Raw genomic sequence first — 21796 nt, forward strand, 5'->3', positions numbered from 1 at the left:
AGCCAGGCTACCCGGGCATTGAGCCCGGATGTTTCTGTCGGTGAGTTCAGGCCACCGGAATAGGATTTTCCAGCAGCGACAGGTTGAACTGCTCGATCAACCCGTGCTCGTTCGCGCCCTGGTTGGCCCGCAGCGGCAACACTCGGTCGACCAGCACTTCGGTGGTGGCGGTTTCCAGCTTGATCAGGGTTTCCTCGATGAACTCGCCCAGCGGCATGGCGCGCTCGTCGCCGCTCTTGTGAATCAGGTCGGTATCGACCCAAGGTGGCGCGATTTCCAGGACCTTGACGTTGGTGTCGCGCAGCATGAAACGTTGCGACAGCGAGTAGGAATGGATCGCCGCTTTGGTCGCCGAATACAGCGCCGTGGTCGCCAGCGGCAGGTAGGCCAGCACCGAGCTGTTGTTGATGATGTAGGCCTCGGGCTGGCGCTTGAGGTGTTCGACGAACGCGGCGCTGACGCGCACCGGGCCGAGCAGGTTGGTCTGCAACAGACCTACTGCCTGCTCATCGTCGTAGTCGCCGGAACCCGCGTTGTCGAAGGGCATGATCCCGGCGTTGTTGATGATTACGTTCAACGACGGATGGCGGCGGATGACTTCGGCGGCGACGTCCTTGATCTGCTGCGCATCGTTGATGTCCAGCTGCACGGTGTCGATGCCCGGATTCGCCTGGGCAATCTCTGCCAGCAGGGTCTGGCGACGACCAGCGATGATGACCTTGTTGCCGCGCTGATGCAGGGCCTCGGCCAGTGCGCGGCCGATGCCGGAAGTGCCGCCGGTGATGAAGATCGTGTTGGCTTCAAGTTTCATGAGCTGCGTCCCGCGAGTGGATTGATTGGAATGCAAGCCATGATGGAGAAAACCTGCTCCGACCTGAATGACGTATGTGGTAGTGTTTCAGGACATTCAACAAACGGAGCGCGACCATGCATCGAGTCGGCTATCTGCTCACGGAAGGTTTTCAGGTCATGGCGCTGGCGACCCAGTCGGTGTTCGAGTTCGCCAACATCGTCACGGGCAAAGCCGTGTACAAGGTGCAGAACTTTTCCCAGGCCGGCGGCATCGTCAGCTCCTCGCTGGGCTTGCACGTCGATACGTTGCCGCTGACGCAAGCGGGGCTGGCCGACAGTTGGCTGGTGGCGGGAACGCTGACACCGCTGACGCCGCCCGATGCTGACGTGCTGCACAGCGTGCGCGGGCTCGCCGACGGCGCACGCCGCGTGGCCGGCATCTGCACCGGCTCGTTCGTACTGGCGCAGGCCGGTGTACTGGATAATCGCCGCGTGACCACGCACTGGGCGTTCGCCCCGGCGCTGCGCAGGATGCATCCCTCGGTGAATGTCGAGGACGACCGGATCTTTATTATCGACGGCCCGGTGTGGACGTCGGCGGGCATGACCGCTGGTGTCGACATGGCGTTGGGCATGGTTGAAAAAGATCTGGGCAGCGACATTGCGCGCTCGGTGGCCCATCGGCTGGTGATGCATCAGCGCCGCTCGGGCGGGCAGTCGCAGCACTCGGAATTGCTGTCGCTGTCACCCAAATCCGATCGAATTCAGAGTGCGCTGGATTACGCGCGCAAGCACCTCAATCGCCCGCTGAGTGTCGAAGAACTGGCCGAAGTGGTGCACCTGAGTCCGCGGCAATTCACCCGGGTGTTTACCGCCGAAACCGGCCAGTCTCCGGCCAGGGCGATAGAGAGCCTGCGCCTGGAAGCGGCGCGTTTGCTGATCGAGCAGAGCAGTCACAGTCTGGATGTAGTCGCCAGGGAAACCGGGTTTCGTGACCGTCGGCATATGCGCGAGGTGTTCATGCGCGGCTTTGGCGTGCCGCCGCAGGCGGTACGGCGGGATTCGCGGCGGAGGGTATGACGTGACTAGGGTCTACGAAAAAATGTTGATCCCCATTCTGCCGATCAGGAATACGAGCAGAATCAGGAAGAAAACTCTGATGAAACTGCTTCCATACCGTAATGCCAAAAAGACACCGGTCAGTGCACCGGCCATATTGCATAAAGCAACTATGCCGCCAATCGCCCACAAGACATTACCGGAGGGGATAAAAAATATGAGCGCAGCGCTGAACGTCCCCAGGTTGACCAGTTTTGCAGAGGCTGATGCATTGAGGAAATCAAAGCCAAAGACCTTGACGAAGATAAACAGCAGCAGGCTGCCACTGCCCGGGCCGAAGACACCATCGTAGAAACCGATCAGGCTGCCAAAGAAAACTCCAAGGCAAATGTCTTTCGTTCCGAAGTGGCGGTCTTTGCCTGCCAAACCAAGTTTTTTTTCCATAAACGTGTAGATAGCCATGACTATCAATATGAAAAAGACAACGATCTCCATCAATCTTTTAGGAACAAGGGATACCGAGAGAGCTCCGAGAAAAGAAAATAAAAAAGCGGCGAGCATGGTCGGAAGCATTAAATTCCAGCGAATTTTTATGCGCTTCAGGTAACCCGATATTGATGAAATATTGCCTGCCAGAACGGCCAGTTTGTTGGTGCCGAAAATGGTGGCAAGGCTGTACTGGGGTAGAGCATGTAGAAGTGCCGGCACCTGTACCAGGCCCCCGCCACCGACCGCAGCGTCTATCAGGCCACCACAAAACGCGAAGAAACCCAATGCAAGAACAGCGTGTTCAACATCCATGCGATAGATCCCTGCGGAACGTCATTTGGCCGGAAGGTTCATGAGTCGCTCGTGGTTTGGTTTAAATATCGTCAAAACATGCCGATCATTCTCCAAGCTCACATTATGAGAGTTCATCGGCATGCTTCGTTAATCCATAGAGATCAACAGGTCATAATCCGATGCATGGCGGAGAATGCATTGCCGACTCTTTCATTGTAATTGAGCATGATGCCCTTCAGTCGCGCAGGCTTGAATTCCAGACCTACCGTCTGACCGTAAGCTTGCGCGGCCGCCAAGGCATGCAATCCGTGTTTGTTCTCAACTTCTCCGGAGTGCCCCATTACGTAGCCTTTGGCGTTACGCAGGTTTTGCGTGTTTGTCCTCAAGAACGGATTGGCCGCGAGGAGCTTTGCTTCAATATATTGAGCGATGAAATTGTATTCACGACCGTTCCACAGTTCAGATGAGATTGAAACCATCATCGCATCCATAATTGAAGATTTGTGTTCCTGCGAGTTTAGTGCCGTTTTATGCTTGGCGACCCCGGTGTTGTATAGGAAGTCCGCGAAGTCATTGCATTCAGCAATTTTGAATTGTTCTTCAACCCAGGCTGACGCACCAAAAGCTGCAGTCATGTAGTTGTACATTCCGTCATGGCCCTGATGTCCAAGACCGAAATCATCTTTCGCCACTTCATGCATATGCGCCATGACATTGTGGTAACCCTCACGTCTGTCGGCAGATACCGATATCGCATCCGCCGACAGGCGCATGATGATTTTTGCCGAGACAAGGCTGGTGGTTTTATGGGTTTCATTCCACCCATTGAAAAAGCTCAATACCGACGAGTCTATTACTGGCTTTTCGAGGAACGCCCTGAATGCGCTTTCAGCCGCCAGTTGCGCGTCTTGCGTGATGGAATGATTGAGTACCTCAAGCATGGCGTCCTGTATCTCAGCAACGTTGCCGACGCAGGCCAGCAACGGTTGACGCCGTTGGTTTTCTTCTAAGGTACGTCCGGGAATTTTCAAGTTGCGTATGTGCTTGGGCAGGGCCTGGATAAATGTCTCGCCAAATTCTTGCATGGATTTATGTTCAAGCGGTTCCAAACGACTCTGTGGCGATGCTGAGCTCATGATGTGTCCTTCTCCCTAAAGACCTATGAAATGTTTGGTTTTAACGCACTTTCTTGCCTTGCAGCGGCGAAATTAGCCCGATTTGTTGGCCTGCGACAAGTGACTTATACTGACCAAATCATTCATTTTTAATGAGCGTTTACATGGAGTTTTCGCAACTGGTCATGTTCAAGGCAGTAGCCGATCTGGGCAGTATCGTCCGTGCCTCGGAGCGATTGCACTGCGTGCCGTCCAACATCACCAACCGCATCAAGCTTCTGGAACGTGAGCTTGGAGTTGACCTGTTTATAAGGAAAGGCAGAGGATTGATCATCAGCCCTTCAGGTCGGCTTTTTCTCGGCTATACCAACAAAATCCTGTCTTTGTGCGAAGAATCGCAACGAGCGCTTGATCCGTCGTCAGCTCCTTCGGGAGAACTCAGGATTGGTGCCATAGAATCATCCGCTACCGGCCGGTTACCCAAAGTGCTATCCAGGTTTCATCAACTTTATCCGGCTGTACAAATGCAATTCAGCACTGGCGATTGGTCACAATTATCCGCAGAAGTGGTCAACTACACGTTGGACGGGGCAATAATTGCCGTCAGGCCAGAACATCCGGACATCGAGAGTCTGGAGATCTATGAAGAGGATCTAGTGGTGATTGCCTCGCCGTCCGCGGGGGTGATAAACCAGCCAGAGGACCTGCGCGGTGTGGATTTATTCATGTGGCCTGAAGGATGTCCCTACAGAAAGGCTTTGGTAACCTGGCTGGAGCGGTACAAAGTTTTCAATCCGATAACAAGCATAGCCAGTTATGGCACCATCCTTGGCTGCGTAAGTTCAGGCGCCGGGATATCGTTGGTGCCCAGAGGCATGTTTGAACAGTTCCGCCAGCTCGGCGGTATTCAAGGATTCTTCTTCAATGACTTAAAGCCTGTGCAGAATTATTTTATCTGGAACAGGCACGTTGAATCTCATCGCGCAAAAGACAAGTTTGCCGATTTGCTCAAGGAAGAGTTCAAGGTTTGAGAAGTGGGCGGCAGTTGGCCCTATCCTGCAAAGTTCGCCTGCACTCGTCATTCAGCACAAGGGACCGAGCGCTTACAGAGACCACTGATAGGCTCTCGCAACCATGGTCATTGGATTGAAATAAATGAATCTGGAAGCGCAACTGCGGGATCTGATTGCTGAAGATCTCGTCCGCATGCACATCTTGCGCATAGTCAGGGATCTCAACTTGCCGGACTGCTGGGTTGCCGCAGGTTTTGTGCGCAGCCTGGTTTGGGATCATCTGCATCAGCGCCAACCTTCGCCGTTGCCCGAGGACATTGATGTCATATGGTTTGACAGAACACGTCCCGGTGATCAAACGGATTTGGCCGTGGAGGTCGAGCTTGCAGCACTGTGCAGTGACTTGAAGTGGTCGGTGAAAAACCAGGCACGCATGCACCAGCGGAACGCCGATGCGCCTTATGGGGCGGCTGCGGATGCAATGACGTTCTGGCCGGAAACTGCTACGGCAGTAGGTGTCAGGCTTGATCGGCATGGTGCGATAGAGGTTTCGGCGCCGTTGGGGCTGGAGGATTTGTTTGCGCTGAAAGTGCGGCCAACCGCCCGATTTGAAAGTGATAAATACGTGGTGTTTCTGGAGCGCCTGCAGTCGAAGATATGGCTCGAGATCTGGCCGAAATTGACGCTCGTAACGCAGGGTTGATGCCGCCCCGATTGATCGTTTAAACCGATAAGGAAATCTTTATGCATCCCGACCTTTCGTAGAGCGCTCGGGTTTTTGATTGAGGCTTTGAAGTACCAGGGACAACTAGCGGCACACGACCGAGGAGCAAAATGGAGATTGACCCGCTGCTTAAGAAGCGACAGTTGAATGTGCAGGAGCAGAATGCTGTGACTGCCCATCGCCTGATCCCCTTGTAGGAGTGAGCCTGTTCGCGATGACGCCAGCCCATTCACCGCCACATAAACAGAAAACCCTTAGCCCGTTTAAACAGTAAATCAAGCATTAAGCAAACGGCTACAACGCCTTGCGCCATTCCCTACGACTACGCCAGAATCCGCCGGCTTGTGCGTCTAGGTCGCGGGTTCTATCGTCTGTCGGTCGCTGAAAAACAGTGATCGGGTTTGGTAGCCCGCCATAACTAGTCGCATCGCGCACCGTTCGCAGACCGGCTTCAGGTCGCTGCTCAATGGTGGCCATGCGCAGGACACCTTCGGGTGTGCCGGTTCCTAGTTACCGGTCTACCAACCCGCGTATGGCCGCCACCTTCGTTTGGTAGCGAATGTGAAGGCTCCTTTTAGCTAACTAGGAGTTTCACCATGTTCAAAGTCACACCCAATCCCCCAACCAGCGACCCCGCATCACCCTACGAATCCGGTGCATCGAAAAAACTACACGAAGCCGCCGAACGCGCCCTCGATCACTACCTCGGCCCGGCAGACATCCTGGCCAGCACCAACACCCCGGAACAGATGTTCCTCGCCAACCCGAAATACGACACCGAATCCCTGCTGGCCAACGCCAGCGAATCCCTCGGCTCGGCCACCACCATGCTCTACGACTTCGCCGCGCTGCTCGACAACCCGCGCCGCAAAACCCTTCTAGGCATCGCCCAGGTCGTCATGCTCGGCGAAATCGCGGTCAATCAGGCTTTGGACAAAGTCGAAATAGCCAAATAACCCGCAATGCGACGAGCGCAAAACCTCGTCGCAACACCCGGGCGCACCACGGCTGGCACACGGCCACGGCTTGCACCACCCGGGCTCGACTGTCACCCTTCGGGCCGTTCTTCAAGGATCAGAACAAGGAATCAAGGATTGAGTGGTTACGTTCCAAACCCGCCGAAAAACTACCGCTACGAACAAGCCAAACCCGTCGACCTGCACGCCCAGCACTGGGCCGAATATGAGAAGCACGGGAAAGAGCCCGCGCGCGAGCCTGAGAAGATAGGCATTGCGTTGAGGATCGGGGTTTTCTTTGATGGCACTGGCAACAATGCGAACAACTCTGCTGCGGGGTTGTTGTGTGGTGCTCAGCATCCGATTGCGCCTGAGGATATTCCTCCCAGTTGTCAGCCCTATATGGGAGATCCGGACAGCAGTTATGGCTCTGGCGCGACGAATATCAAAAAACTTGCCGATCTGTATTACGAGGCTCCGATTGCTGATGGAGAAGGGCCTATAAAACAGGTGTCACGCCCGTTATATATCGAAGGCATCGGTACTCAATCCAACGAGAAAGACAGTATCGTCGGTCAAAGCACGGGACGTGGAGAGACGGGAGTAGCCGGTAGGGTGCAGACTTCGTTTACGTTCATCAAACAGGTTGTTGAAGACGCCCTGCAAGAAAATCCGAACAGTGAAATTGCCTCGCTAACTTTTGACACTTTTGGATTCAGTCGAGGTGCAGCGGCGGCACGTCATTTCTGCAATGAAATTGTACGAGGCAAGCAGGGGCCGTTAAGGGATCTGCTTAGCACTTACGCCCATGATTTCAGCCGCACCTTTCTAGATCAATATGGCAGCAGTATCCGAATGGGCTTCATCGGTCTATTCGACACCGTGCCGTCTATTGCCGGTTTCACTAATTTCGGTAGAGTGCAAAGCCCCATTGCTCCGGGCATTAAACTGTATCTCGACCCTCGCTTCTTCAAGGATGTTGTCCACTTGGTGGCGCGCGATGAATGTCGTGCCAATTTCGCCCTCAGCAATGTCAATCCCGATTATCCAGAATATGTTTTTCCGGGCGTGCATTCGGATATCGGTGGTAGCTATCTCGACGAAGTCGAGGAATGCGTATTGGTCAGTCCCATGCAGAGACTTGATGTATGGAGCAACACTGACGTTCAATCAACTTCGATCTATCAGGACGCCGCGATGGTGAAAAAACAATGGGTCGCCAAAGGATGGCCTGCCGATCTGTTGGAAATCGTAACGCCCCCCGCGCTTGCTTTGCCGCCCGATCCGCAAGATCGTTTCGGGCCTAAACACAAACGTGTATACGCTGGGCTTCAGCTCAAACGCCCGGTCAGTGGCAAACTCTCAAGGGTTTATTTGAGAGTCATGTATCAATTGGCCAAAGAAAAAGGTGTTCCTCTCCACGATATTCCCGAACGACCCGAGTACGCCGTTCCCCAGGAGCTGCAACCGCTTTGTGAAAGATTCATCGCCGGTGACTTCAGCACCACAGCTGAAGAGGAGAAATTGCTGCAATTGAAATACATCCACACATCTGCCAACTGGAATCACCCGCAAGGAAGGCGGGACGGCAGCGGCCTGAAAGCTGTTTATATCAATTCACCAACGGAAAATGGCATTCGCATGCAGCATCCTCATGTAGCTGACTGGAAGCTTTGGTAATGAGAATATTCTTGGCTCTACTGGGCGTTTTGGCCTTTACCGGCTGTCACGCGACAGGCTCCAATTCAGGTGAAAACGATCCCAAATATCCTTGGTGGGAACTGGCGTTTATCAAGCCCAATTTCATGAACGTTTGGGTCGAAGACAGCTCAGTGGAAGACATCAACGGTCGAACGTTTCTGCGAGCCGGGGGAGGAAACGCCAGCGGCGCTGAACCAAATGACGACAAAGAATCCGCGCGCGGTTGGGTAGGTGTGGGAGGTACGGGGAAACCGGTTATTGGCGCAGATCTGCCCAAGCGAATTTTCGTCCGTTGGCAGTCTATACCCGAGCAAAAAACCTACCGGGCTTGGGTGGATTTTCCTGAGGAAGCCAGACGAGTAATGGTGACATCTACCCATCAGCGCTGCGCCGAAACTCCCGACAGGACAGCGCGCTTCATGGCTTCTGTGTATTTGGGACTCGCACCAGGTGGCATAGTCCAGGTCTGGGTCAGAGATCAGTGTCGACGCCCGATCAAAGTCGCCCGCACCCAAGCAGAGTTGGAACCGCTGGGGCCGGAGTTGGGCAAGAACGGTGGTCAGTATGCCTATCCCGTGAGTGAAAAGGCCAAGCGATACATTGATAAGTTCGGCATCCCGTACGGTAGCTGGTAAACGACGTGGATGGAGCGCCATCTACTTTTCAGGCGCCAGACCGTTTCAATTTCGCTGAGTCGAATTAGCGGGGCGGCGTCTTGAGAATAGAAAAGGTCGACCGTTTCGATGATGTCGACTACGGCGCAGGCTATGAGTATCGAGGTTTCAATTACCTGATTCTGGATGGTGTCGATCAGTTTTTCGTCAGAACTTACGATGACCAACCCGGTGGCGCGACGGTTGTACGCCCTGCCATGACCACAAGCACCAGACTCAGAACGCTGGCGGAATTCTTACGAACGGAGCTGGAGGTAACTGCGATTTATCTCTACAAGGGTGAAATAGGAAGCTATGCCAAGGTAGACCTCGAGAGCCTGCAATTTTGCTGATCCGGTATCGAGCCGGGGGCGATAAGCAGGACTCGCCAACCAAGAGTCCCGCCACCACACCCCCTCAAACCTCAGCCTTCACCCCAACCTTCACCGCCGCTTTGCGATACGTCAGCAAAACAATCCCGCTCACTACAATTACTCCACCCACGATCTGCCCTCTGCTGAGCATTTGATCCAGCACAATCCAGCCCATCAACAACGTCGCCAATGGCTCAATGTTCATAACCGGTGCGTTGCGTGGCATGTCCAGCCTGGGCACGGAAATGAACAACACAATGAAGCCGGTCCCATAGAGCACGACAAGCGTGGCAAGGGCCAGCCAGCCGGTTGAGGTGGCGGGGAGGTTGAGTCCGCCGGGGAGGGCGCCGGTCAGGCCGGCCAGGTTGACGCTACTGAAGACGATGAAGATGGTCAGCAGGCTGCGCACCGAGCCGCGCACTTGCGACAGTTTGTGATCGGTGATCCACAGCGCGCAGGCGAATACGCTGGCGGCGCAGAAGGCGAGTGCGACGCCCAGCAGCCATTCCGGACCGACGCTGGCGCTGTCTGACAGACGTCCGGGGACGTCCAGTACGAACACCAATCCCACGAGAATCAAGCCCATCAACATCGCGGTGCGCGCGCTTGGTCGTGGGCCGCCCATCGCCCAGGTCAGCAAGGCGAGCAGGATCGGAAACACGTTGGCCACCAGCAGCGCCAAAGCAACCGGCACCCGTGCTACGGCGGAATACAGACATAGGCTCTGCGCGGTGATCAACAGCCCCAACAGTAACTGCCAACGCCACGCGCCCGCCGGCAGACGCAGACTTTGCCGCTGCCACAGAACGAGAATGGCAAGCACCAGCAAGGTCCCGCCCGAGCGCATCAGAATCGCCAGCAACACGCCCGCGCCATCATCAAAAGCGACCCGTGCCGCGACGTGGTTGCCGGCGAACGCACAACCCATGCACAACAGAATGATCACGGCGAGATAACGGGGGAAGGGCGGCGGTACGGTTGGCGCAAACTCAGGACGGGACATGGCAGATCTCAAAAATGATAGCCACTCGGGGTGGCTCAGGTTTTTATTATGTTGTCGTACAACTGCCAGATTTGTACCGTAATTGAGCAGGGGCGGCAAGCTTGAAAGTCTTGATAAACCGCTTGGGCGTGATGCTGTTTGAGTTTCAGAGATCGTATAACTTGCTTGCTAGGCACGAGCATCGAGTCGAGTCGCCCACCCATCCTCTCGAGCCAGACCGACCAGGAAATCCACAAAAGCCCGGGTTTTTGCTGGCAATAGTTTCTGGCTGGAAAAGTACAAGTAGATCTGCCCTGCATCGACATACCAATCGGGCAAAACCCTTTCCAGCGTACCGTCCTGCAGATAAGGCAAAACATCCGGAACTGCCAACAGCGCAACCCCCAACCCCAGTCGGGCGCACTGACACAGCGCTTGCGGATCGTTGACCAACAGGCGCGGCGTCAACTCGAGGGGCGCTCGTTGCCCGTCGGGCCCTTGCAACATCCAGCTGCGCACCTTGCCGGTCTGCACCGAACGCATGGCCAGGTGATTCAGCGTCGACAGCTCTTCGATGTGCCGGATGCGCTTGTGTGCCGAGAGGTATTCCTTCGATGCCACCAGAATCAGATGCGCCGGGGCGATGGCTCTGGCGACCACACCTTGCGCGAGTTCAATGCCGCCACCGATGGCCGCATCAAATCCATCCGCGATGAGATCGACCTGGCGATTGTCGACATGCCATTCGGGGATCACGGCGGGATATCGATTGAGAAATTCCGGCATCAGCGGCAGCAGGAAATCCCTTGCAAAACCCGGTGCCGCACTTAGACGCAGGGTGCCGGAAGGCTCTCCGGCATTGCCGGCCACATCGGCGATCGCCGCCTGAACACTTTCCAATCCCGAACCGACGTTGGCCAGAAAACGTTCTCCCGCTTCGGTCAGCGTGAGTTTGCGCGTGCTGCGCTGAAACAAGCGTACGCCGAGGTTGGCCTCCAGTTGCGCGACATTGCGACTGACCGCCGCGGGTGTCAGGCCCAGGCGCCGCGCCGCTGCAGAGAAGCTTCCCGCCTCGGCGCTGCGCACGAATGAGAGCAAATTGCCTAACGTTTCCATCCGTGCACCTTCAACTAATGATTGAAAGTGATTCTAGGTGTCTTCCACTACTGGTGGAAGATCGAAAAGCGTCTCATAGCCTCATCAACTTCAACCACCCAGAGGCTCGACCATGAACACTTCCACGCTTCCACTGACCGGCAAAATCGCCATCGTTACCGGTGGCTCACGCAGCATCGGCGCAGCAATCGCCAAACGGCTCGCGGCAGATGGCGCAACCGTCGCTATCACCTACAACGCATCGCCAGATCGCGCCGCAGCGGTCGTGCAGGAAATCGTTGCGGCGGGCGGCCAGGCTGTGGCGCTGGCGGCCGATGCGGGCAATCCCGAGGCTGTTCGTGCAGCGATTGCCGATGTTGCACAGCGTTTTGGCAAGATCGACATTCTGGTCAACAACGCTGGTATCAGCCTGCTTGGCGCCCCGGAGGACATCGCCTTCGAGGACTTTGAACGCATCCTTGCGGTGAACGTGACCGGCGTCTTCGTCGCCACTCAGCAAGCGCTCAAACACATGGGGCAGGGCGGCCGCATCATTCACATCGGCAGCTCGATGGTGCAATACGCGGCGTTCGCTACCGCCTCCGTCTACACCCTGAGCAAAGGTGCGCTGACCGGTTTCAGTCGTGGACTGGTGCGCGATCTGGGGCCGCGCGGCATCACTGTGAACACCGTCCATCCCGGCCCGACCGACAGCGACATGAACCCGGCCGACGGGCCTATTGCGGACTTCCTACGCCCGAACATCGCCATGGGGCGGTACGGAGAGGGCAAGGATGTCGCCAGTGCGGTGGCGTACCTGGCCAGTGCGGACGCCGGGTTTGTCACCGGTGCAGAATTAATCGTCGACGGCGGCTTCACAGCGTAAGGAGAGCATCATGACTATCAGCATCATTGGTACAGGCTCCATCGGCACCGCCATCGCTCGGTTGCTCGTCAACGCAGGCCTGCCGGTCAGTCTGGCCAACAGCCGTGGGCCGCAGAGCCTTGCCGGTTTGGTCGACGAATTGGGTCCACTCGCACAAGCGGTGACGGCTCAGCAAGCCAGTCAGGCGGACATTGTTTTTCTGGCGGTGAACTGGTCGAAGATCCCCGACGCGGTACGCGATCTCGGGCCTTGGGATGGACGTATCGTGATCGATGCCAACAACCCCATTGAAGCGCCGCTGTTCAAGCCTTTCGATCTGGGCGGCCAGCCGTCTTCGCAAGTGGTGGCGCAGATGCTGCCCGGTGCGCACGTGGTCAAGGCCTTCAACCATTTGCTCGCGGCTCTGCTGAGCGATCCCTCCGCCGAGGGCGGCAAGCGGGTGCTGTTTTATTCCGGTGAAGATGCCACGAGCAAAACCAAGGTTGCAGAGCTGATTACTCAACTGGGTTTTTACGGCATCGATCTGGGCGGTGTGCAGCAAGGAATGCTTGCGCAGTTTCCGGGCGGACCGCTGCCAGCCTTGAACCTGGTCAAACATGGTTAACCGCTGAGCCCGGGCAACCGGGCTTCACACACAAATCGAGGAATCAAAAATGGCTGGCTCAGATTCGCGAAATACTGATGAAGTTGAAAACTACGACGCCTTGCTACGGGCCAATCTGCAGCGGGTGTTCAACCAACGCGATGCACAAAGGCGCTTGGCGGCGGTGCAGGAGCTTTTTGCAGACGCACCGACGATGTATGAACCGGCTGGCATCGTCACCGGGCAAGCGGCGATTTCGGCAGTGGCCGGTGCGTTGCTGGATCAGTTCGGGCCGGACTTCGCTTTTGTTGCGGAGGGCACTGCAGTTGGGCATCACGGCTTGGGTTATCTGCGCTGGCACGCAGGCCCGGGCGATGGGCCGGTCATCGTCAGCGGCGTCGATGTGGCAGAAATCAGCGAAGGGAAAATCGTGCGACTGTGGGTGTTGCTGGATGCGCCCCAAGGCTGAGCCGCACGGCAGGGTGGCAAATCGGATCCCGTTGCCGCCTGTCGCCGACTGCCGATCAGATTAATATCGCGCATTGACATATCGAAAAATCTCGATATCCTCGGCGCATGGAACTGATCGAAATCTTCAAAGCCCTCTCGAACCCGACGCGCCTCAAGATCCTTGAAGGCCTGAAGGATCCCGTGAAGAACTTCCCCCCGCAGGATGAGGGTGACGTTCTTGTTGAGGGTGTCTGCGTCAGCAGTATCCAGGAAGGTATCGGCCTGTCGCAGTCGACGGTGTCGAGTTATCTGGCCACGTTGCAGCGGGTGGGGCTGGTGGAAGTGCGGCGCATCGGTCAATGGACCTACTACAAACGCAATGAGGCAGCAATCAGCGCGCTTGCAGAGATCATAGGGAAAGAGCTGTAAATTTTTTTACTACAGGATATCGAGAATTCTCGATATCCCTCTTTATCGATACGAGGTTTTGCCATGAAAGCGATGATTCTGAAATCCTTCGGCGGTCCTGATTCGTTCGAACTCAGCGACGTGTCCAAACCGGTTCCGCAAGCGGGCCAAGTGCTGGTCCGAGTGCACGCCACTTCCATCAATCCGCTGGATTACCAGGTTCGGCGCGGTGACTATCCCGACCTGGTGCCGCTGCCAGCCATTACCGGTCACGACGTGTCGGGCGTGGTTGAATCCATCGGGCCGGGCGTCAGCGCTTTCGCGCCGGGCGACGAGGTCTGGTACACCCCGCAGATATTCGACGGGCAGGGCAGTTATGCCGAGTACCACGTCGCAGCCGAAAGCATCATCGCCAGGAAGCCTGCTTCTCTGAGCCACCTCGAGGCGGCCAGTCTGAGTCTGGTCGGCGGTACGGTTTGGGAAGCGCTGACCGTGCGCGCCGTGCTCCGCGTTGGCGAAAGCATTCTGATCCACGGCGGCGCCGGCGGGGTCGGCCATGTGGCGATTCAGGTGGCCAAAGCCATGGGCGCCAGGGTCTTTACGACCGTGCGCGAGGCCAACGCCGAGTTCGTCCGCAGCCTGGGTGCCGACGTGGTGATCGATTACACCCAAGAGGACTACGTCGAAGCGATCATGCGCGAAACCGCCGGGCATGGCGTTGATGTGGTGTTCGACACCATCGGCGGCGATACCCTGTCCCGCAGCGCCGACGTGCTCGCTCAGCTTGGCCGCGTGGTCTCGATCGTCGACATCGCGCAGCCACAAAACCTCGTCCAGGCCTGGGGCAAGAACGCCAGTTACCACTTCGTCTTCACCCGGCAGAATCGCGGCAAGCTCGATGAATTGAGCGCGTTGGTCGAGCGCGGCCAGTTGCGGCCACATGTGGGCGCCGTCTATTCGCTCGCCGACATCCCGCTCGCCCACGCTCGACTGGAGAGCGCCAACAACGGTCTGCTGGGAAAAATCGCCATCGCCGTCGAGCCTACGCTCATCGTCTGAATCCGCTCACTGATTTTGGAGAAGCATCATGGTTTATGAAATCGCAGTCCTGCCCGTTCACCCGCAACAGACTGAAGCCTTTCGACGGGCATTTGCCGAAGTCGAACCGTTGCTGACCCGCGCCAAGGGATACGGCGGCCACTTGCTGGCGCAAGGTATTGAAACCCCCGAGCAGTTCAATCTGATCGTGCGCTGGCAGTCACTTGAGGACCACTCGCCGGGGTTTGAGCAGAGTGAAGACCACCAGCGGTTCATGCTGGGGTTGGAGGATTATTTTTCGGCGGAACCGATGGTGTACCACATTGAGGGTGGTGCTTTTCCGGGTGGCGACTTTGGCGTATCGGACAGCGGAGCCAGCGTAGGCCTCTGAGTGAGTATGTGGCTGTTCGTCAGAAGCGGCTGTGGCTGGTCGAGCACTGCTTGTGATGAATTGCCACATTAATTCCGCCTCGGCCTGTTCATGGAGCAGGGGTGGCAGGCAAAATGCGCCGTTTTCCATATGTCTCGTACTGCAACTCATCCAAGGAAGGCCACTTGAAAGTCATTCCCCACGCTTCCCTGCGCCCTGAAATCTGGCCAGCCGTTGTTTTATTGGTGCTGGCAAGCCTGATCACGTCCGGCTGCACGCGCTCCCATTCTCCAAAATTGGTGGAGCGCGATCCGTGTCTGGATTCCGGTCCAGCGCATACAACGGCCTACAACAAATGCGTGAGCGAGCGGGAAGAGCGCCGCGCTGAAGCGCTCAGAATACTGCTCAGTGATGATCCTGCTGACAATCCGCAACGGCAAGTGGCCGTGACAGGCGACAGCGATTTCCAACCGTCTGATTTTCCTGACGACCCAATGCCAGCGAGTTTTCGCATGCCTTCCGACCTGAATCTCAAGGATACCCGGGCATTTCCTTACAAGGCTCGCATCAGCTGGAAATACGTGTCGGATCGCTTCCTGCCGAGTTCAAAGGAATCCGCGCGGATGATGCGGGTAGACCGCCTGATTAAGGCGGCCGTAACGGCGGATGGGTTCGCAAAGTGGGGGTGCACGGTCACCGGCGGAAAGCGTCAGGTGTGGGTTTTCTACACCCTGGACGACGCGGCCTTTGTCAGCCGTGTGCAGGCAGCTCTGGCGCAGACCGGGCCTTATCCGATCGAGTTCAGCAGCCGTAAACAGACGGATGTGAATGCTGAGGTGCCGAACACCGAGCAAACTCGACTTACGCCCAAGCGATGCCTGGAGTGAAACAACCCTCGCTGCATAAGCTTCTGAAACGGATTTATCGCCATGCTTGAACGAAACAAACTGGTTCCTGAACTGATGGTCACCGAGCTGTCGAAGAGCTTGGCGTTCTGGGTGAACTGTCTGGGCTTCAAAGTCGCCTATCAACGCCTTGAAGACGGTTTCGCCTACCTCGATCTGAACGGCGCGCAAGTGATGCTGGAGCAATTCGATCCGCAGGCCGGCCAGTGGCTCACCGCGCCTCTGAGCAAGCCTTTTGGGCGCGGCATCAACCTGCAAATAGATGTAGTCGCGGTCGCACCTGTCCTCGAACGACTCGAACAAGCTGGTTTTCCACTCTTTCGAAACTGCCAGGACACCTGGTATCGCGCAGAAAGTGTTGAAACAGGGCAGCGGGAATTCATTGTGCAGGATCCGGACGGTTATCTCGTCAGGCTGGTTGAGCGATTAGGTGAGCGGCCGGTCTGGGCCGCGGAGTAGGTGAGGTCCGCGACACTTCAGCCCTGGATTTTCCTTCCGCGTTAGCCCAGCGCTTTGATGGTAGGCTGCATAACGTCAGCCGTACCTTCTGTACTCCTGAGTTTGCTTTTTTAGCTGTCTGCGCCGGTTCGCCTCATAGCGTTGATGGATTGCCTTTAGGACCACAGCCATGCGCCTGCCAGATTTCATTCTCGAAAACCTAGAGCCAATCCTGCAGGCCTGGGAAGATTTCGCCCGCACCATCGAGACACCAGGTGCGGAACTCGATAACGTCGCACTGCGCGATCACGCCGAGCAGATGTTGCGCGCCATCGTTATCGATCTGCGTAGCAAGCAGACCATCAGCGAGCAAATCGCCAAGGCCCAGGGTCATGCGCCGCGCGACGATGAAGAAACGGCTGCGGAAACCCACGCGGTGACGCGGCTGATGGCCGGTTTCACCATCGATCAGATGGTTTCCGAATACCGCGCGCTGCGCACCAGTGTGCTGAGCCAGTGGCTGCGTCAGGTCAAGGATGGCAAATCGGTGAATGTCGACGACATGACGCGCTTCCACGAAGCCATCGATCAGGCGCTCGCCGAGTCGATTGCCAGCTACTCGCGCGCCGTCGAGGCGTCGCGCAACGTGTTTCTGGGGATTCTCGGCCATGACTTGCGCACGCCACTGGGGGCGATTCTGCTTGGTGCGGATATGTTGCGTCGTACCGAAGCCACCGACCCGCGCACCAGCAAAGTGGCCAGGCAGATCTACGCCAGCGTGCAGCGCGCCAGCCAGATCGTTGGCGACCTGCTGGATCTGACGCGCTGCCAGATGGGGCCGGGTATTCCGGTGAAAAAATCCCTGATCGATCTCAGCCCTGTGTGCGAACGGGTGATCGAGGAAATCCGCGCCTTTCATCCGCAGGCCAACGTGCGGTTCGATGCAAAGGAAGCGGTGATGGGAGCCTTCGATGGCGCGAGGATGGAACAGGTCTTTTCCAACATCATCAGCAATGCGGTGACCCACGGCGACAATAAGTTTCCGGTCTCGGTCGAGTTGCAGGTCCGCGAGGATTGCGCGGTGTTCACCGTACATAACGGCGGTGAACCGATCCCGGAGGATGTATTGCCGTTCATCTTCAACCCGATGGGGCGGTTCTCGCAGCGCTCCGTGGTTGATCACGGGCCGGTTGCCGGGCTCGGTCTGGGCCTGTTCATCGCCTCGGAAATCGTCGCCTCGCATGCCGGCTCGATCGAGGTCAGCTCTGACCTGGAAGGCGGAACCGTGTTTCGCGTAAAGCTTCCGGTTAATGCAGAAAGCCCCGTCACCATCTAGGCCAATCGATGGAGGGCCGGCCCCGGCCCTCCAGCCTGATCACTCCTCCATCACCTCAACCAAACCGCGATCCTCACCGAGGAACCCGCCGCTCTGGTGTTGCCACAGCCGCGCATAGGTGCCGTTCTTCTCGAGCAATTGCGCGTGGGTGCCTTGCTCGATGATGCGGCCTTCGTCCATGACGATCAGCCGGTCCATCGCCGCAATGGTCGACAAGCGGTGGGCGATGGCGATCACGGTTTTGCCCTGCATCATTTCATCGAGGCTTTCCTGGATCGCGACTTCGACTTCCGAGTCCAGTGCGCTGGTGGCTTCGTCGAGCAGCAGGATCGGCGCGTTCTTCAGCATTACCCGGGCGATGGCGATGCGCTGGCGCTGGCCGCCGGAGAGCTTGATGCCGCGTTCGCCGACCAGCGTGTCGTAACCGCTGTGGCCCTGCTTGTCGCTCAACTGGCTGATGAAATCATCGGCTTGGGCGTTCACCGCAGCGCGGTGGATGTCTTCGTCGGTGGCGTCCGGGCGTCCGTAGGCGATGTTGTCGCGGATCGAGCGGTGCAGCAGTGACGTGTCCTGGGTGACCATGCCGATCACGCTGCGCAAGCTGTCCTGGGTGACCTCGGCGATGTTCTGCCCATCGATGCGGATCTCGCCGCGATCAACGTCGTAGAAGCGCAGCAGCAGGTTGATCAGCGTCGATTTACCTGCACCGGAGCGGCCGACCAGGCCGATTTTCTCGCCGGGGCGAATGTGCAGGGTCAAGCCGTCGAGCACCTGGCGTTCGCCGTTGTAGTTGAAGCTGACATTGTCGAAGACCACTTCGCCGCCGGCAGGCTCCAGCACCTTGGCATCCGGTGCGTCCTGGACTTTCGGGCCGCTGGTCAGGGTGGCCATGCCGTCCTGCACGGTGCCGATGTTTTCGAACAGCGAAGTCATCTGCCACATGATCCAGTGCGACATGCCGTTGATGCGCAACGCCATGGCGGTGATCGCCGCGACGGCGCCGGTGCCGACTTCGCCTTGATGCCACAGCCACAACGCATAACCGCCGGCACCGAGAATCAGCGCGACCACCAGCGCCTGATTGACGATTTCGAACTGGCTGACCAGCCGCATCTGGCGGAACCCGGTGAGCTTGAAATCTTCCATCGCCGCACGGGCAAAATGCGCTTCACGCTTGGAGTGCGAGAACAGTTTGACCGTGGTGATGTTGGTGTAGGCATCGGCAATCCGCCCGGTCATCGACGAGCGCGCATCGGCCTGTTCCTGGCCGACCTTGCCCAGACGCGGCACGAAATACACCATCGCCAGCCCGAACAAAACGATCCACGCCAGGAACGGCAGCATCAACTTCAACGCAAAGCCACCAGCCAGCGCAATGATCGCGATGAAGTACACGCCAATGCCGGGGAGAATTTCGATCAGGGTGAACAACACCTCGCGCACCGACAACGCAGTCTGCATGACCTTGGTCGTGACCCGGCCGGAGAACTCGTCGGAGAAGAACGACAGACTTTGCCGCAGCATCAACCGGTGAAAGTCCCAGCGCAGGCGCAGCGGCAGATTGATCGCGAGGATCTGGTGCTGGACCATCGTGCGTAGCGCCACCAGCCCGATGCTGACTACCAGCACAATGCCGATGCCCCACAACACGCGGCTTTCCTCGTCACCAGCAGCGCCGCCAGATTGCCAGGTCGAGAGCAGATCCACCACTTGCCCGAGGAACGAAAACAGCCATGCCTCGTAGATCGACACGCTGGCGCTGAGCAGGGCGAAGGCCAGGATGTAACCGCGCGCGCCCCGGGTGCAGGCCCACAGAAATCGCATCAGGCCGACTGGCGGTGGCGGCGCCTCGTCGGGCGGGAAGGGGTCGAGCCTTTCTTCAAACAGGCGAAGCATTGCGGTCTCCGAAGTGATCAGGGTGTGGGGATTCTGCCATCTATCGGCGGCGTTGAGGGTTTCACTGCCATCATCTGGATGAACCCCCGTGCCTTGTCTTGACCGCAGACCGGCGCAGAAGCTCAACACAATCCTGCCAAGCGCAACCTTTCGTCGCTGATCCAGACCTGATGCTGAACGCTCATCAACCTGTTTGAACTCTCGCGCAAGCTGCTCCGTCATCTCCTATGTGGGGGCTCGAGGCAATGTTGCCGTGTAGCTCCGTTTTTACGTTTTCAGTGAGAAGGCGAGGGGCGACATGAATACTTCAGACAGCAGGTCAGGGTATGAATCAGGTGATCCCAACGGCAAGCCTGAGCAAAGTTTTGATCATTTGAAGGACAACGTCAGCGAAGCACTGGGCGGTGCGCGGCAGCAGGCCGATGCGCAATTCGGCCAGTATCGCGACACGGCGGCCGAGCAGATCGAAGCCTTGGCGCAAGGGGCGAAAAGCTTTGTCTCGGAACTGCAGGACAAGGACACGCTGGGTATGTCCGACTACCTGACCGACATGGCGGACTCCATGACCGGGCTGGCAGGCAATCTGCGTGGCAAGAGTGCCGAACAGTTGCTGCACGATGCAGCGGATCTGGCGCGCAGCAATCCGGGATTGTTCATCGCCGGCAGCATTGCCATCGGTTTCGGCCTGTCGCGGTTTCTCAAGGCAGGCACCTCTGCAGCAGCGACGGTCAGTGCCGAACACGATCCAGCGGCGGGCTCCACCTCTACGCCACCGCCAGCCGATTACGGCGCGCAGCGACCCTATGAATCGTCGATGCCGTCGTCGACCCACGCCAATCCGGGACTGGCCACCGGCATCACCCCGACCTCGCCCAGTGACAGCGATCACCCCGCTGATTTTGCCGCGGCTTCCGTACCGCACGCACCCGACGCCAAAGGAGAACTGTGATGAACAGAGATGAATCTGATCTGAGCGGGGCAAGGCCCCTCGGCCAAACAGATGACGCTTCGGTGGTCGGCCTGTTGCGACAACTGTCCCGCGAGGTACCGGCCTTGTTCACCAAGGAACTGGCACTGGCAAAAGCCGAACTGCACAACAGCCTCAGCACGCTGAAGGCGGGCATCGCTGCGGTGGCCGGCGGCGCGATCGTGTTCCTCGCCGGCTTCATCATTCTGCTGATGTCGGCTGTGTACGGCCTGAGCATGTTCATGGCGCCATGGCTGGCCGCGCTGATCGTCGGCGTGGTGGTAATGATCATCGGCTTCGCCATGCTGCAATCCGGGAAAAAGCAATTCGAGCCATCTCACTTCAAACCTGATCGCACCCTCGACGCCTTGAACAAGGATCAGGAAGCGCTGCGGAGGAAAGTCTCATGAAAAGCGAACTGGATATCGAAGCGGAAAAAAGCCCGGAGCAGATCGAGCGCGAAATCGATGCGCAGCGCGCGAGCATCGGCAACATCGTCGATCAACTGGAGAGCAAGTTCACCCCCGGGCAGATGATCGATCAGGCCTGGGGGATGATGCAGAGCAACGGCTCGACATTCTTCACCAATCTCGGCACCAGCGTGCGCAATAATCCGGTGCCAGCGGTGCTGACTTCCGTGGGCCTGCTCTGGCTGATGATCAGCCAGAATCGCCCACCGGTGCCGCAGCCGACCTATCGCAGCGGGCCGGACCAAGACAAGGCCGGCGAATGGGCCGATGGTTTGGCCGACGGCATCGACAGTGCGCGCGCGCATTTGCATTCGACCACTGACTCGCTGAAGGACGGCTACCAGTCGCTGAAAGGCAAGGCCAGCCACCTCGGGGAAAACGTCGGTGCGGCGAAGGAAAATCTGAGCCATGCGATGCATGACGCCAGTGATCGACTGTCGCGTAATTCGCAAGTGCTTGGCCAGCAGTTCAGTCACCTGCTCAAGGAGCAACCGCTGATGGTGGCTGCCGCTGGGGTCGCTTTGGGTGCCTTGCTCGGCGCGGCGTTGCCGACCACCTCCACTGAACAGCGCTACATGGGCCGCACCAGCGCTGGCATGGTCGACAAAGCCAAGCAAAAAGCTCAGGAAGGTTATGAAGCCGTGCGTGACACGGTGACCCGAACCACTGAACAAACCGAAGTCGAGACCAAACCGGATCCGGCGCGGCCGTCTTCTTCGGATCTGTCGCAGGGTCTGGGTACATCCTGACGGGGAGAAACGAGGGAGGCCTGCAATGGGCCTCCCTTCGTCGTTGTACGGCG

The 21796-nt window shown here is 57.7% G+C and carries 25 protein-coding genes; 19 read left to right on the forward strand and 6 right to left on the reverse strand.

The window, feature by feature from the left end:
• Window positions 1–46: 46 nt before the first annotated feature.
• Window positions 47–811, reverse strand: coding sequence for an SDR family oxidoreductase (locus AB9L16_RS09965; protein ID WP_375123466.1), 765 nt, complete (start codon window positions 809–811; stop codon window positions 47–49).
• A 116-nt stretch (window positions 812–927) separates the two neighbouring features.
• On the opposite strand from AB9L16_RS09965, the gene AB9L16_RS09970 reads away from it, so the two are divergent.
• The gene (locus AB9L16_RS09970; protein WP_375123467.1) at window positions 928–1872 is read left to right on the forward strand and encodes a GlxA family transcriptional regulator; all 945 of its coding nucleotides are present in this window, start codon (window positions 928–930) and stop codon (window positions 1870–1872) included.
• A 12-nt stretch (window positions 1873–1884) separates the two neighbouring features.
• On the opposite strand, the gene AB9L16_RS09975 is transcribed toward AB9L16_RS09970, so the two are convergent.
• Together AB9L16_RS09975 and AB9L16_RS09980 are read right to left on the reverse strand one after the other, a co-directional pair.
• On the reverse strand, window positions 1885–2652 hold the full coding sequence (locus AB9L16_RS09975) for a TSUP family transporter (protein WP_256808817.1): 768 nt from the start codon (window positions 2650–2652) through the stop codon (window positions 1885–1887).
• A 143-nt stretch (window positions 2653–2795) separates the two neighbouring features.
• Window positions 2796–3770, reverse strand: a complete 975-nt coding sequence (locus AB9L16_RS09980) for a hypothetical protein (RefSeq protein ID WP_095179614.1) — start codon at window positions 3768–3770, stop codon at window positions 2796–2798.
• Window positions 3771–3913: 143 nt separating this feature from the next.
• Between AB9L16_RS09980 and AB9L16_RS09985 the strand changes: the two genes are divergently transcribed.
• The 6 genes from AB9L16_RS09985 to AB9L16_RS10010 all read left to right on the forward strand — a co-directional run bounded on the left by AB9L16_RS09985 (window position 3914) and on the right by AB9L16_RS10010 (window position 9149).
• On the forward strand, window positions 3914–4780 hold the full coding sequence (locus tag AB9L16_RS09985; RefSeq protein ID WP_095179615.1) for a LysR family transcriptional regulator: 867 nt from the start codon (window positions 3914–3916) through the stop codon (window positions 4778–4780).
• Between the two features lie 124 nt (window positions 4781–4904).
• On the forward strand, window positions 4905–5465 hold the full coding sequence (locus AB9L16_RS09990) for a nucleotidyltransferase family protein (RefSeq protein ID WP_375123468.1): 561 nt from the start codon (window positions 4905–4907) through the stop codon (window positions 5463–5465).
• A 617-nt stretch (window positions 5466–6082) separates the two neighbouring features.
• A complete protein-coding gene (locus AB9L16_RS09995) occupies window positions 6083–6442 on the forward strand; it encodes a DUF6124 family protein (RefSeq protein WP_041480573.1) in 360 nt (119 codons plus the stop codon).
• A 138-nt stretch (window positions 6443–6580) separates the two neighbouring features.
• Window positions 6581–8122, forward strand: coding sequence for a phospholipase effector Tle1 domain-containing protein (locus AB9L16_RS10000; RefSeq protein ID WP_375123469.1), 1542 nt, complete (start codon window positions 6581–6583; stop codon window positions 8120–8122).
• Window positions 8122–8778, forward strand: coding sequence for a DUF2931 family protein (locus AB9L16_RS10005; RefSeq protein ID WP_150635657.1), 657 nt, complete (start codon window positions 8122–8124; stop codon window positions 8776–8778). The genes AB9L16_RS10000 and AB9L16_RS10005 overlap by 1 nt, the downstream gene beginning before the upstream one ends.
• A gap of 80 nt (window positions 8779–8858) precedes the next feature.
• Window positions 8859–9149 carry a hypothetical protein gene (locus AB9L16_RS10010; RefSeq protein WP_236169171.1) on the forward strand — a complete coding sequence of 97 codons (291 nt, stop codon included), beginning with the start codon at window positions 8859–8861 and terminating at the stop codon, window positions 9147–9149.
• 64 nt (window positions 9150–9213) lie between these two features.
• Here AB9L16_RS10010 and AB9L16_RS10015 read toward each other — a convergent pair whose 3' ends face one another.
• Window positions 9214–10173: a DMT family transporter gene (locus AB9L16_RS10015; protein ID WP_375123470.1), complete on the reverse strand. Its 960-nt coding sequence runs from the start codon at window positions 10171–10173 to the stop codon at window positions 9214–9216.
• Between the two features lie 168 nt (window positions 10174–10341).
• Window positions 10342–11268, reverse strand: a complete 927-nt coding sequence (locus AB9L16_RS10020; RefSeq protein ID WP_258707971.1) for a LysR family transcriptional regulator — start codon at window positions 11266–11268, stop codon at window positions 10342–10344.
• A gap of 112 nt (window positions 11269–11380) precedes the next feature.
• Here AB9L16_RS10020 and AB9L16_RS10025 point away from each other — a divergent pair, with 112 nt between their 5' ends.
• From AB9L16_RS10025 to AB9L16_RS10065, 9 genes are all read left to right on the forward strand, one after another.
• Complete coding sequence (locus tag AB9L16_RS10025; protein ID WP_375123471.1) at window positions 11381–12133, forward strand: 3-oxoacyl-ACP reductase family protein; 753 nt, start codon at window positions 11381–11383, stop codon at window positions 12131–12133.
• Window positions 12134–12140: 7 nt separating this feature from the next.
• Window positions 12141–12737 (forward strand): NADPH-dependent F420 reductase, encoded by a 597-nt coding sequence (locus tag AB9L16_RS10030; RefSeq protein WP_206663340.1) that lies wholly within the window; start codon window positions 12141–12143, stop codon window positions 12735–12737.
• A 49-nt stretch (window positions 12738–12786) separates the two neighbouring features.
• On the forward strand, window positions 12787–13185 hold the full coding sequence (locus AB9L16_RS10035; protein ID WP_252883597.1) for a nuclear transport factor 2 family protein: 399 nt from the start codon (window positions 12787–12789) through the stop codon (window positions 13183–13185).
• Window positions 13186–13292: 107 nt separating this feature from the next.
• A complete protein-coding gene (locus AB9L16_RS10040; RefSeq protein WP_024012559.1) occupies window positions 13293–13595 on the forward strand; it encodes a helix-turn-helix transcriptional regulator in 303 nt (100 codons plus the stop codon).
• Window positions 13596–13658: 63 nt separating this feature from the next.
• A complete protein-coding gene (locus AB9L16_RS10045; RefSeq protein ID WP_095179625.1) occupies window positions 13659–14633 on the forward strand; it encodes a zinc-dependent alcohol dehydrogenase family protein in 975 nt (324 codons plus the stop codon).
• Window positions 14634–14661: 28 nt separating this feature from the next.
• A complete protein-coding gene (locus tag AB9L16_RS10050) occupies window positions 14662–15003 on the forward strand; it encodes an antibiotic biosynthesis monooxygenase family protein (RefSeq protein ID WP_375123472.1) in 342 nt (113 codons plus the stop codon).
• 164 nt (window positions 15004–15167) lie between these two features.
• Window positions 15168–15869 carry a DUF695 domain-containing protein gene (locus AB9L16_RS10055; RefSeq protein WP_056784847.1) on the forward strand — a complete coding sequence of 234 codons (702 nt, stop codon included), beginning with the start codon at window positions 15168–15170 and terminating at the stop codon, window positions 15867–15869.
• Window positions 15870–15911: 42 nt separating this feature from the next.
• The gene (locus AB9L16_RS10060; protein WP_041480563.1) at window positions 15912–16346 is read left to right on the forward strand and encodes a VOC family protein; all 435 of its coding nucleotides are present in this window, start codon (window positions 15912–15914) and stop codon (window positions 16344–16346) included.
• 169 nt (window positions 16347–16515) lie between these two features.
• On the forward strand, window positions 16516–17661 hold the full coding sequence (locus AB9L16_RS10065) for a sensor histidine kinase (protein ID WP_252869247.1): 1146 nt from the start codon (window positions 16516–16518) through the stop codon (window positions 17659–17661).
• Window positions 17662–17700: 39 nt separating this feature from the next.
• Here AB9L16_RS10065 and AB9L16_RS10070 read toward each other — a convergent pair whose 3' ends face one another.
• Window positions 17701–19557 carry an ABC transporter ATP-binding protein gene (locus tag AB9L16_RS10070; RefSeq protein ID WP_256808792.1) on the reverse strand — a complete coding sequence of 619 codons (1857 nt, stop codon included), beginning with the start codon at window positions 19555–19557 and terminating at the stop codon, window positions 17701–17703.
• Between the two features lie 298 nt (window positions 19558–19855).
• Here AB9L16_RS10070 and AB9L16_RS10075 point away from each other — a divergent pair, with 298 nt between their 5' ends.
• Genes AB9L16_RS10075 through AB9L16_RS10085 form a run of 3 tightly spaced genes read left to right on the forward strand, consistent with a single transcriptional unit; the run spans window position 19856 to window position 21743 of the window.
• A complete protein-coding gene (locus AB9L16_RS10075; RefSeq protein WP_236169183.1) occupies window positions 19856–20506 on the forward strand; it encodes a hypothetical protein in 651 nt (216 codons plus the stop codon).
• Window positions 20506–20934, forward strand: coding sequence for a phage holin family protein (locus AB9L16_RS10080; RefSeq protein WP_052392217.1), 429 nt, complete (start codon window positions 20506–20508; stop codon window positions 20932–20934). Before AB9L16_RS10075 ends, AB9L16_RS10080 begins: the two co-directional genes overlap by 1 nt.
• Window positions 20931–21743, forward strand: coding sequence for a DUF3618 domain-containing protein (locus AB9L16_RS10085; RefSeq protein WP_150635647.1), 813 nt, complete (start codon window positions 20931–20933; stop codon window positions 21741–21743). The genes AB9L16_RS10080 and AB9L16_RS10085 overlap by 4 nt, the downstream gene beginning before the upstream one ends.
• Window positions 21744–21796: the final 53 nt, after the last annotated feature.

The sequence above is a fragment of the Pseudomonas sp. LW8 genome (genome assembly GCF_041956865.1).
GTDB classification, from domain to species: Bacteria; Pseudomonadota; Gammaproteobacteria; order Pseudomonadales; family Pseudomonadaceae; genus Aquipseudomonas; species Aquipseudomonas siliginis.

What these genes read in the sequence shown, in the direction of transcription:
- AB9L16_RS09965 (WP_375123466.1), bottom strand. Translation starts at nt 811, where the DNA reads ATGAAACTTGAAGCCAACACGATCTTCATCACCGGCGGCACTTCCGGC.
- AB9L16_RS09970 (WP_375123467.1), top strand. Translation starts at nt 928, where the DNA reads ATGCATCGAGTCGGCTATCTGCTCACGGAAGGTTTTCAGGTCATGGCG.
- AB9L16_RS09975 (WP_256808817.1), bottom strand. Translation starts at nt 2,652, where the DNA reads ATGGATGTTGAACACGCTGTTCTTGCATTGGGTTTCTTCGCGTTTTGT.
- AB9L16_RS09980 (WP_095179614.1), bottom strand. Translation starts at nt 3,770, where the DNA reads ATGAGCTCAGCATCGCCACAGAGTCGTTTGGAACCGCTTGAACATAAA.
- AB9L16_RS09985 (WP_095179615.1), top strand. Translation starts at nt 3,914, where the DNA reads ATGGAGTTTTCGCAACTGGTCATGTTCAAGGCAGTAGCCGATCTGGGC.
- AB9L16_RS09990 (WP_375123468.1), top strand. Translation starts at nt 4,905, where the DNA reads ATGAATCTGGAAGCGCAACTGCGGGATCTGATTGCTGAAGATCTCGTC.
- AB9L16_RS09995 (WP_041480573.1), top strand. Translation starts at nt 6,083, where the DNA reads ATGTTCAAAGTCACACCCAATCCCCCAACCAGCGACCCCGCATCACCC.
- AB9L16_RS10005 (WP_150635657.1), top strand. Translation starts at nt 8,122, where the DNA reads ATGAGAATATTCTTGGCTCTACTGGGCGTTTTGGCCTTTACCGGCTGT.
- AB9L16_RS10015 (WP_375123470.1), bottom strand. Translation starts at nt 10,173, where the DNA reads ATGTCCCGTCCTGAGTTTGCGCCAACCGTACCGCCGCCCTTCCCCCGT.
- AB9L16_RS10020 (WP_258707971.1), bottom strand. Translation starts at nt 11,268, where the DNA reads ATGGAAACGTTAGGCAATTTGCTCTCATTCGTGCGCAGCGCCGAGGCG.
- AB9L16_RS10025 (WP_375123471.1), top strand. Translation starts at nt 11,381, where the DNA reads ATGAACACTTCCACGCTTCCACTGACCGGCAAAATCGCCATCGTTACC.
- AB9L16_RS10035 (WP_252883597.1), top strand. Translation starts at nt 12,787, where the DNA reads ATGGCTGGCTCAGATTCGCGAAATACTGATGAAGTTGAAAACTACGAC.
- AB9L16_RS10040 (WP_024012559.1), top strand. Translation starts at nt 13,293, where the DNA reads ATGGAACTGATCGAAATCTTCAAAGCCCTCTCGAACCCGACGCGCCTC.
- AB9L16_RS10045 (WP_095179625.1), top strand. Translation starts at nt 13,659, where the DNA reads ATGAAAGCGATGATTCTGAAATCCTTCGGCGGTCCTGATTCGTTCGAA.
- AB9L16_RS10050 (WP_375123472.1), top strand. Translation starts at nt 14,662, where the DNA reads ATGGTTTATGAAATCGCAGTCCTGCCCGTTCACCCGCAACAGACTGAA.
- AB9L16_RS10060 (WP_041480563.1), top strand. Translation starts at nt 15,912, where the DNA reads ATGCTTGAACGAAACAAACTGGTTCCTGAACTGATGGTCACCGAGCTG.
- AB9L16_RS10065 (WP_252869247.1), top strand. Translation starts at nt 16,516, where the DNA reads ATGCGCCTGCCAGATTTCATTCTCGAAAACCTAGAGCCAATCCTGCAG.
- AB9L16_RS10070 (WP_256808792.1), bottom strand. Translation starts at nt 19,557, where the DNA reads ATGCTTCGCCTGTTTGAAGAAAGGCTCGACCCCTTCCCGCCCGACGAG.
- AB9L16_RS10075 (WP_236169183.1), top strand. Translation starts at nt 19,856, where the DNA reads ATGAATACTTCAGACAGCAGGTCAGGGTATGAATCAGGTGATCCCAAC.
- AB9L16_RS10080 (WP_052392217.1), top strand. Translation starts at nt 20,506, where the DNA reads ATGAACAGAGATGAATCTGATCTGAGCGGGGCAAGGCCCCTCGGCCAA.
- AB9L16_RS10085 (WP_150635647.1), top strand. Translation starts at nt 20,931, where the DNA reads ATGAAAAGCGAACTGGATATCGAAGCGGAAAAAAGCCCGGAGCAGATC.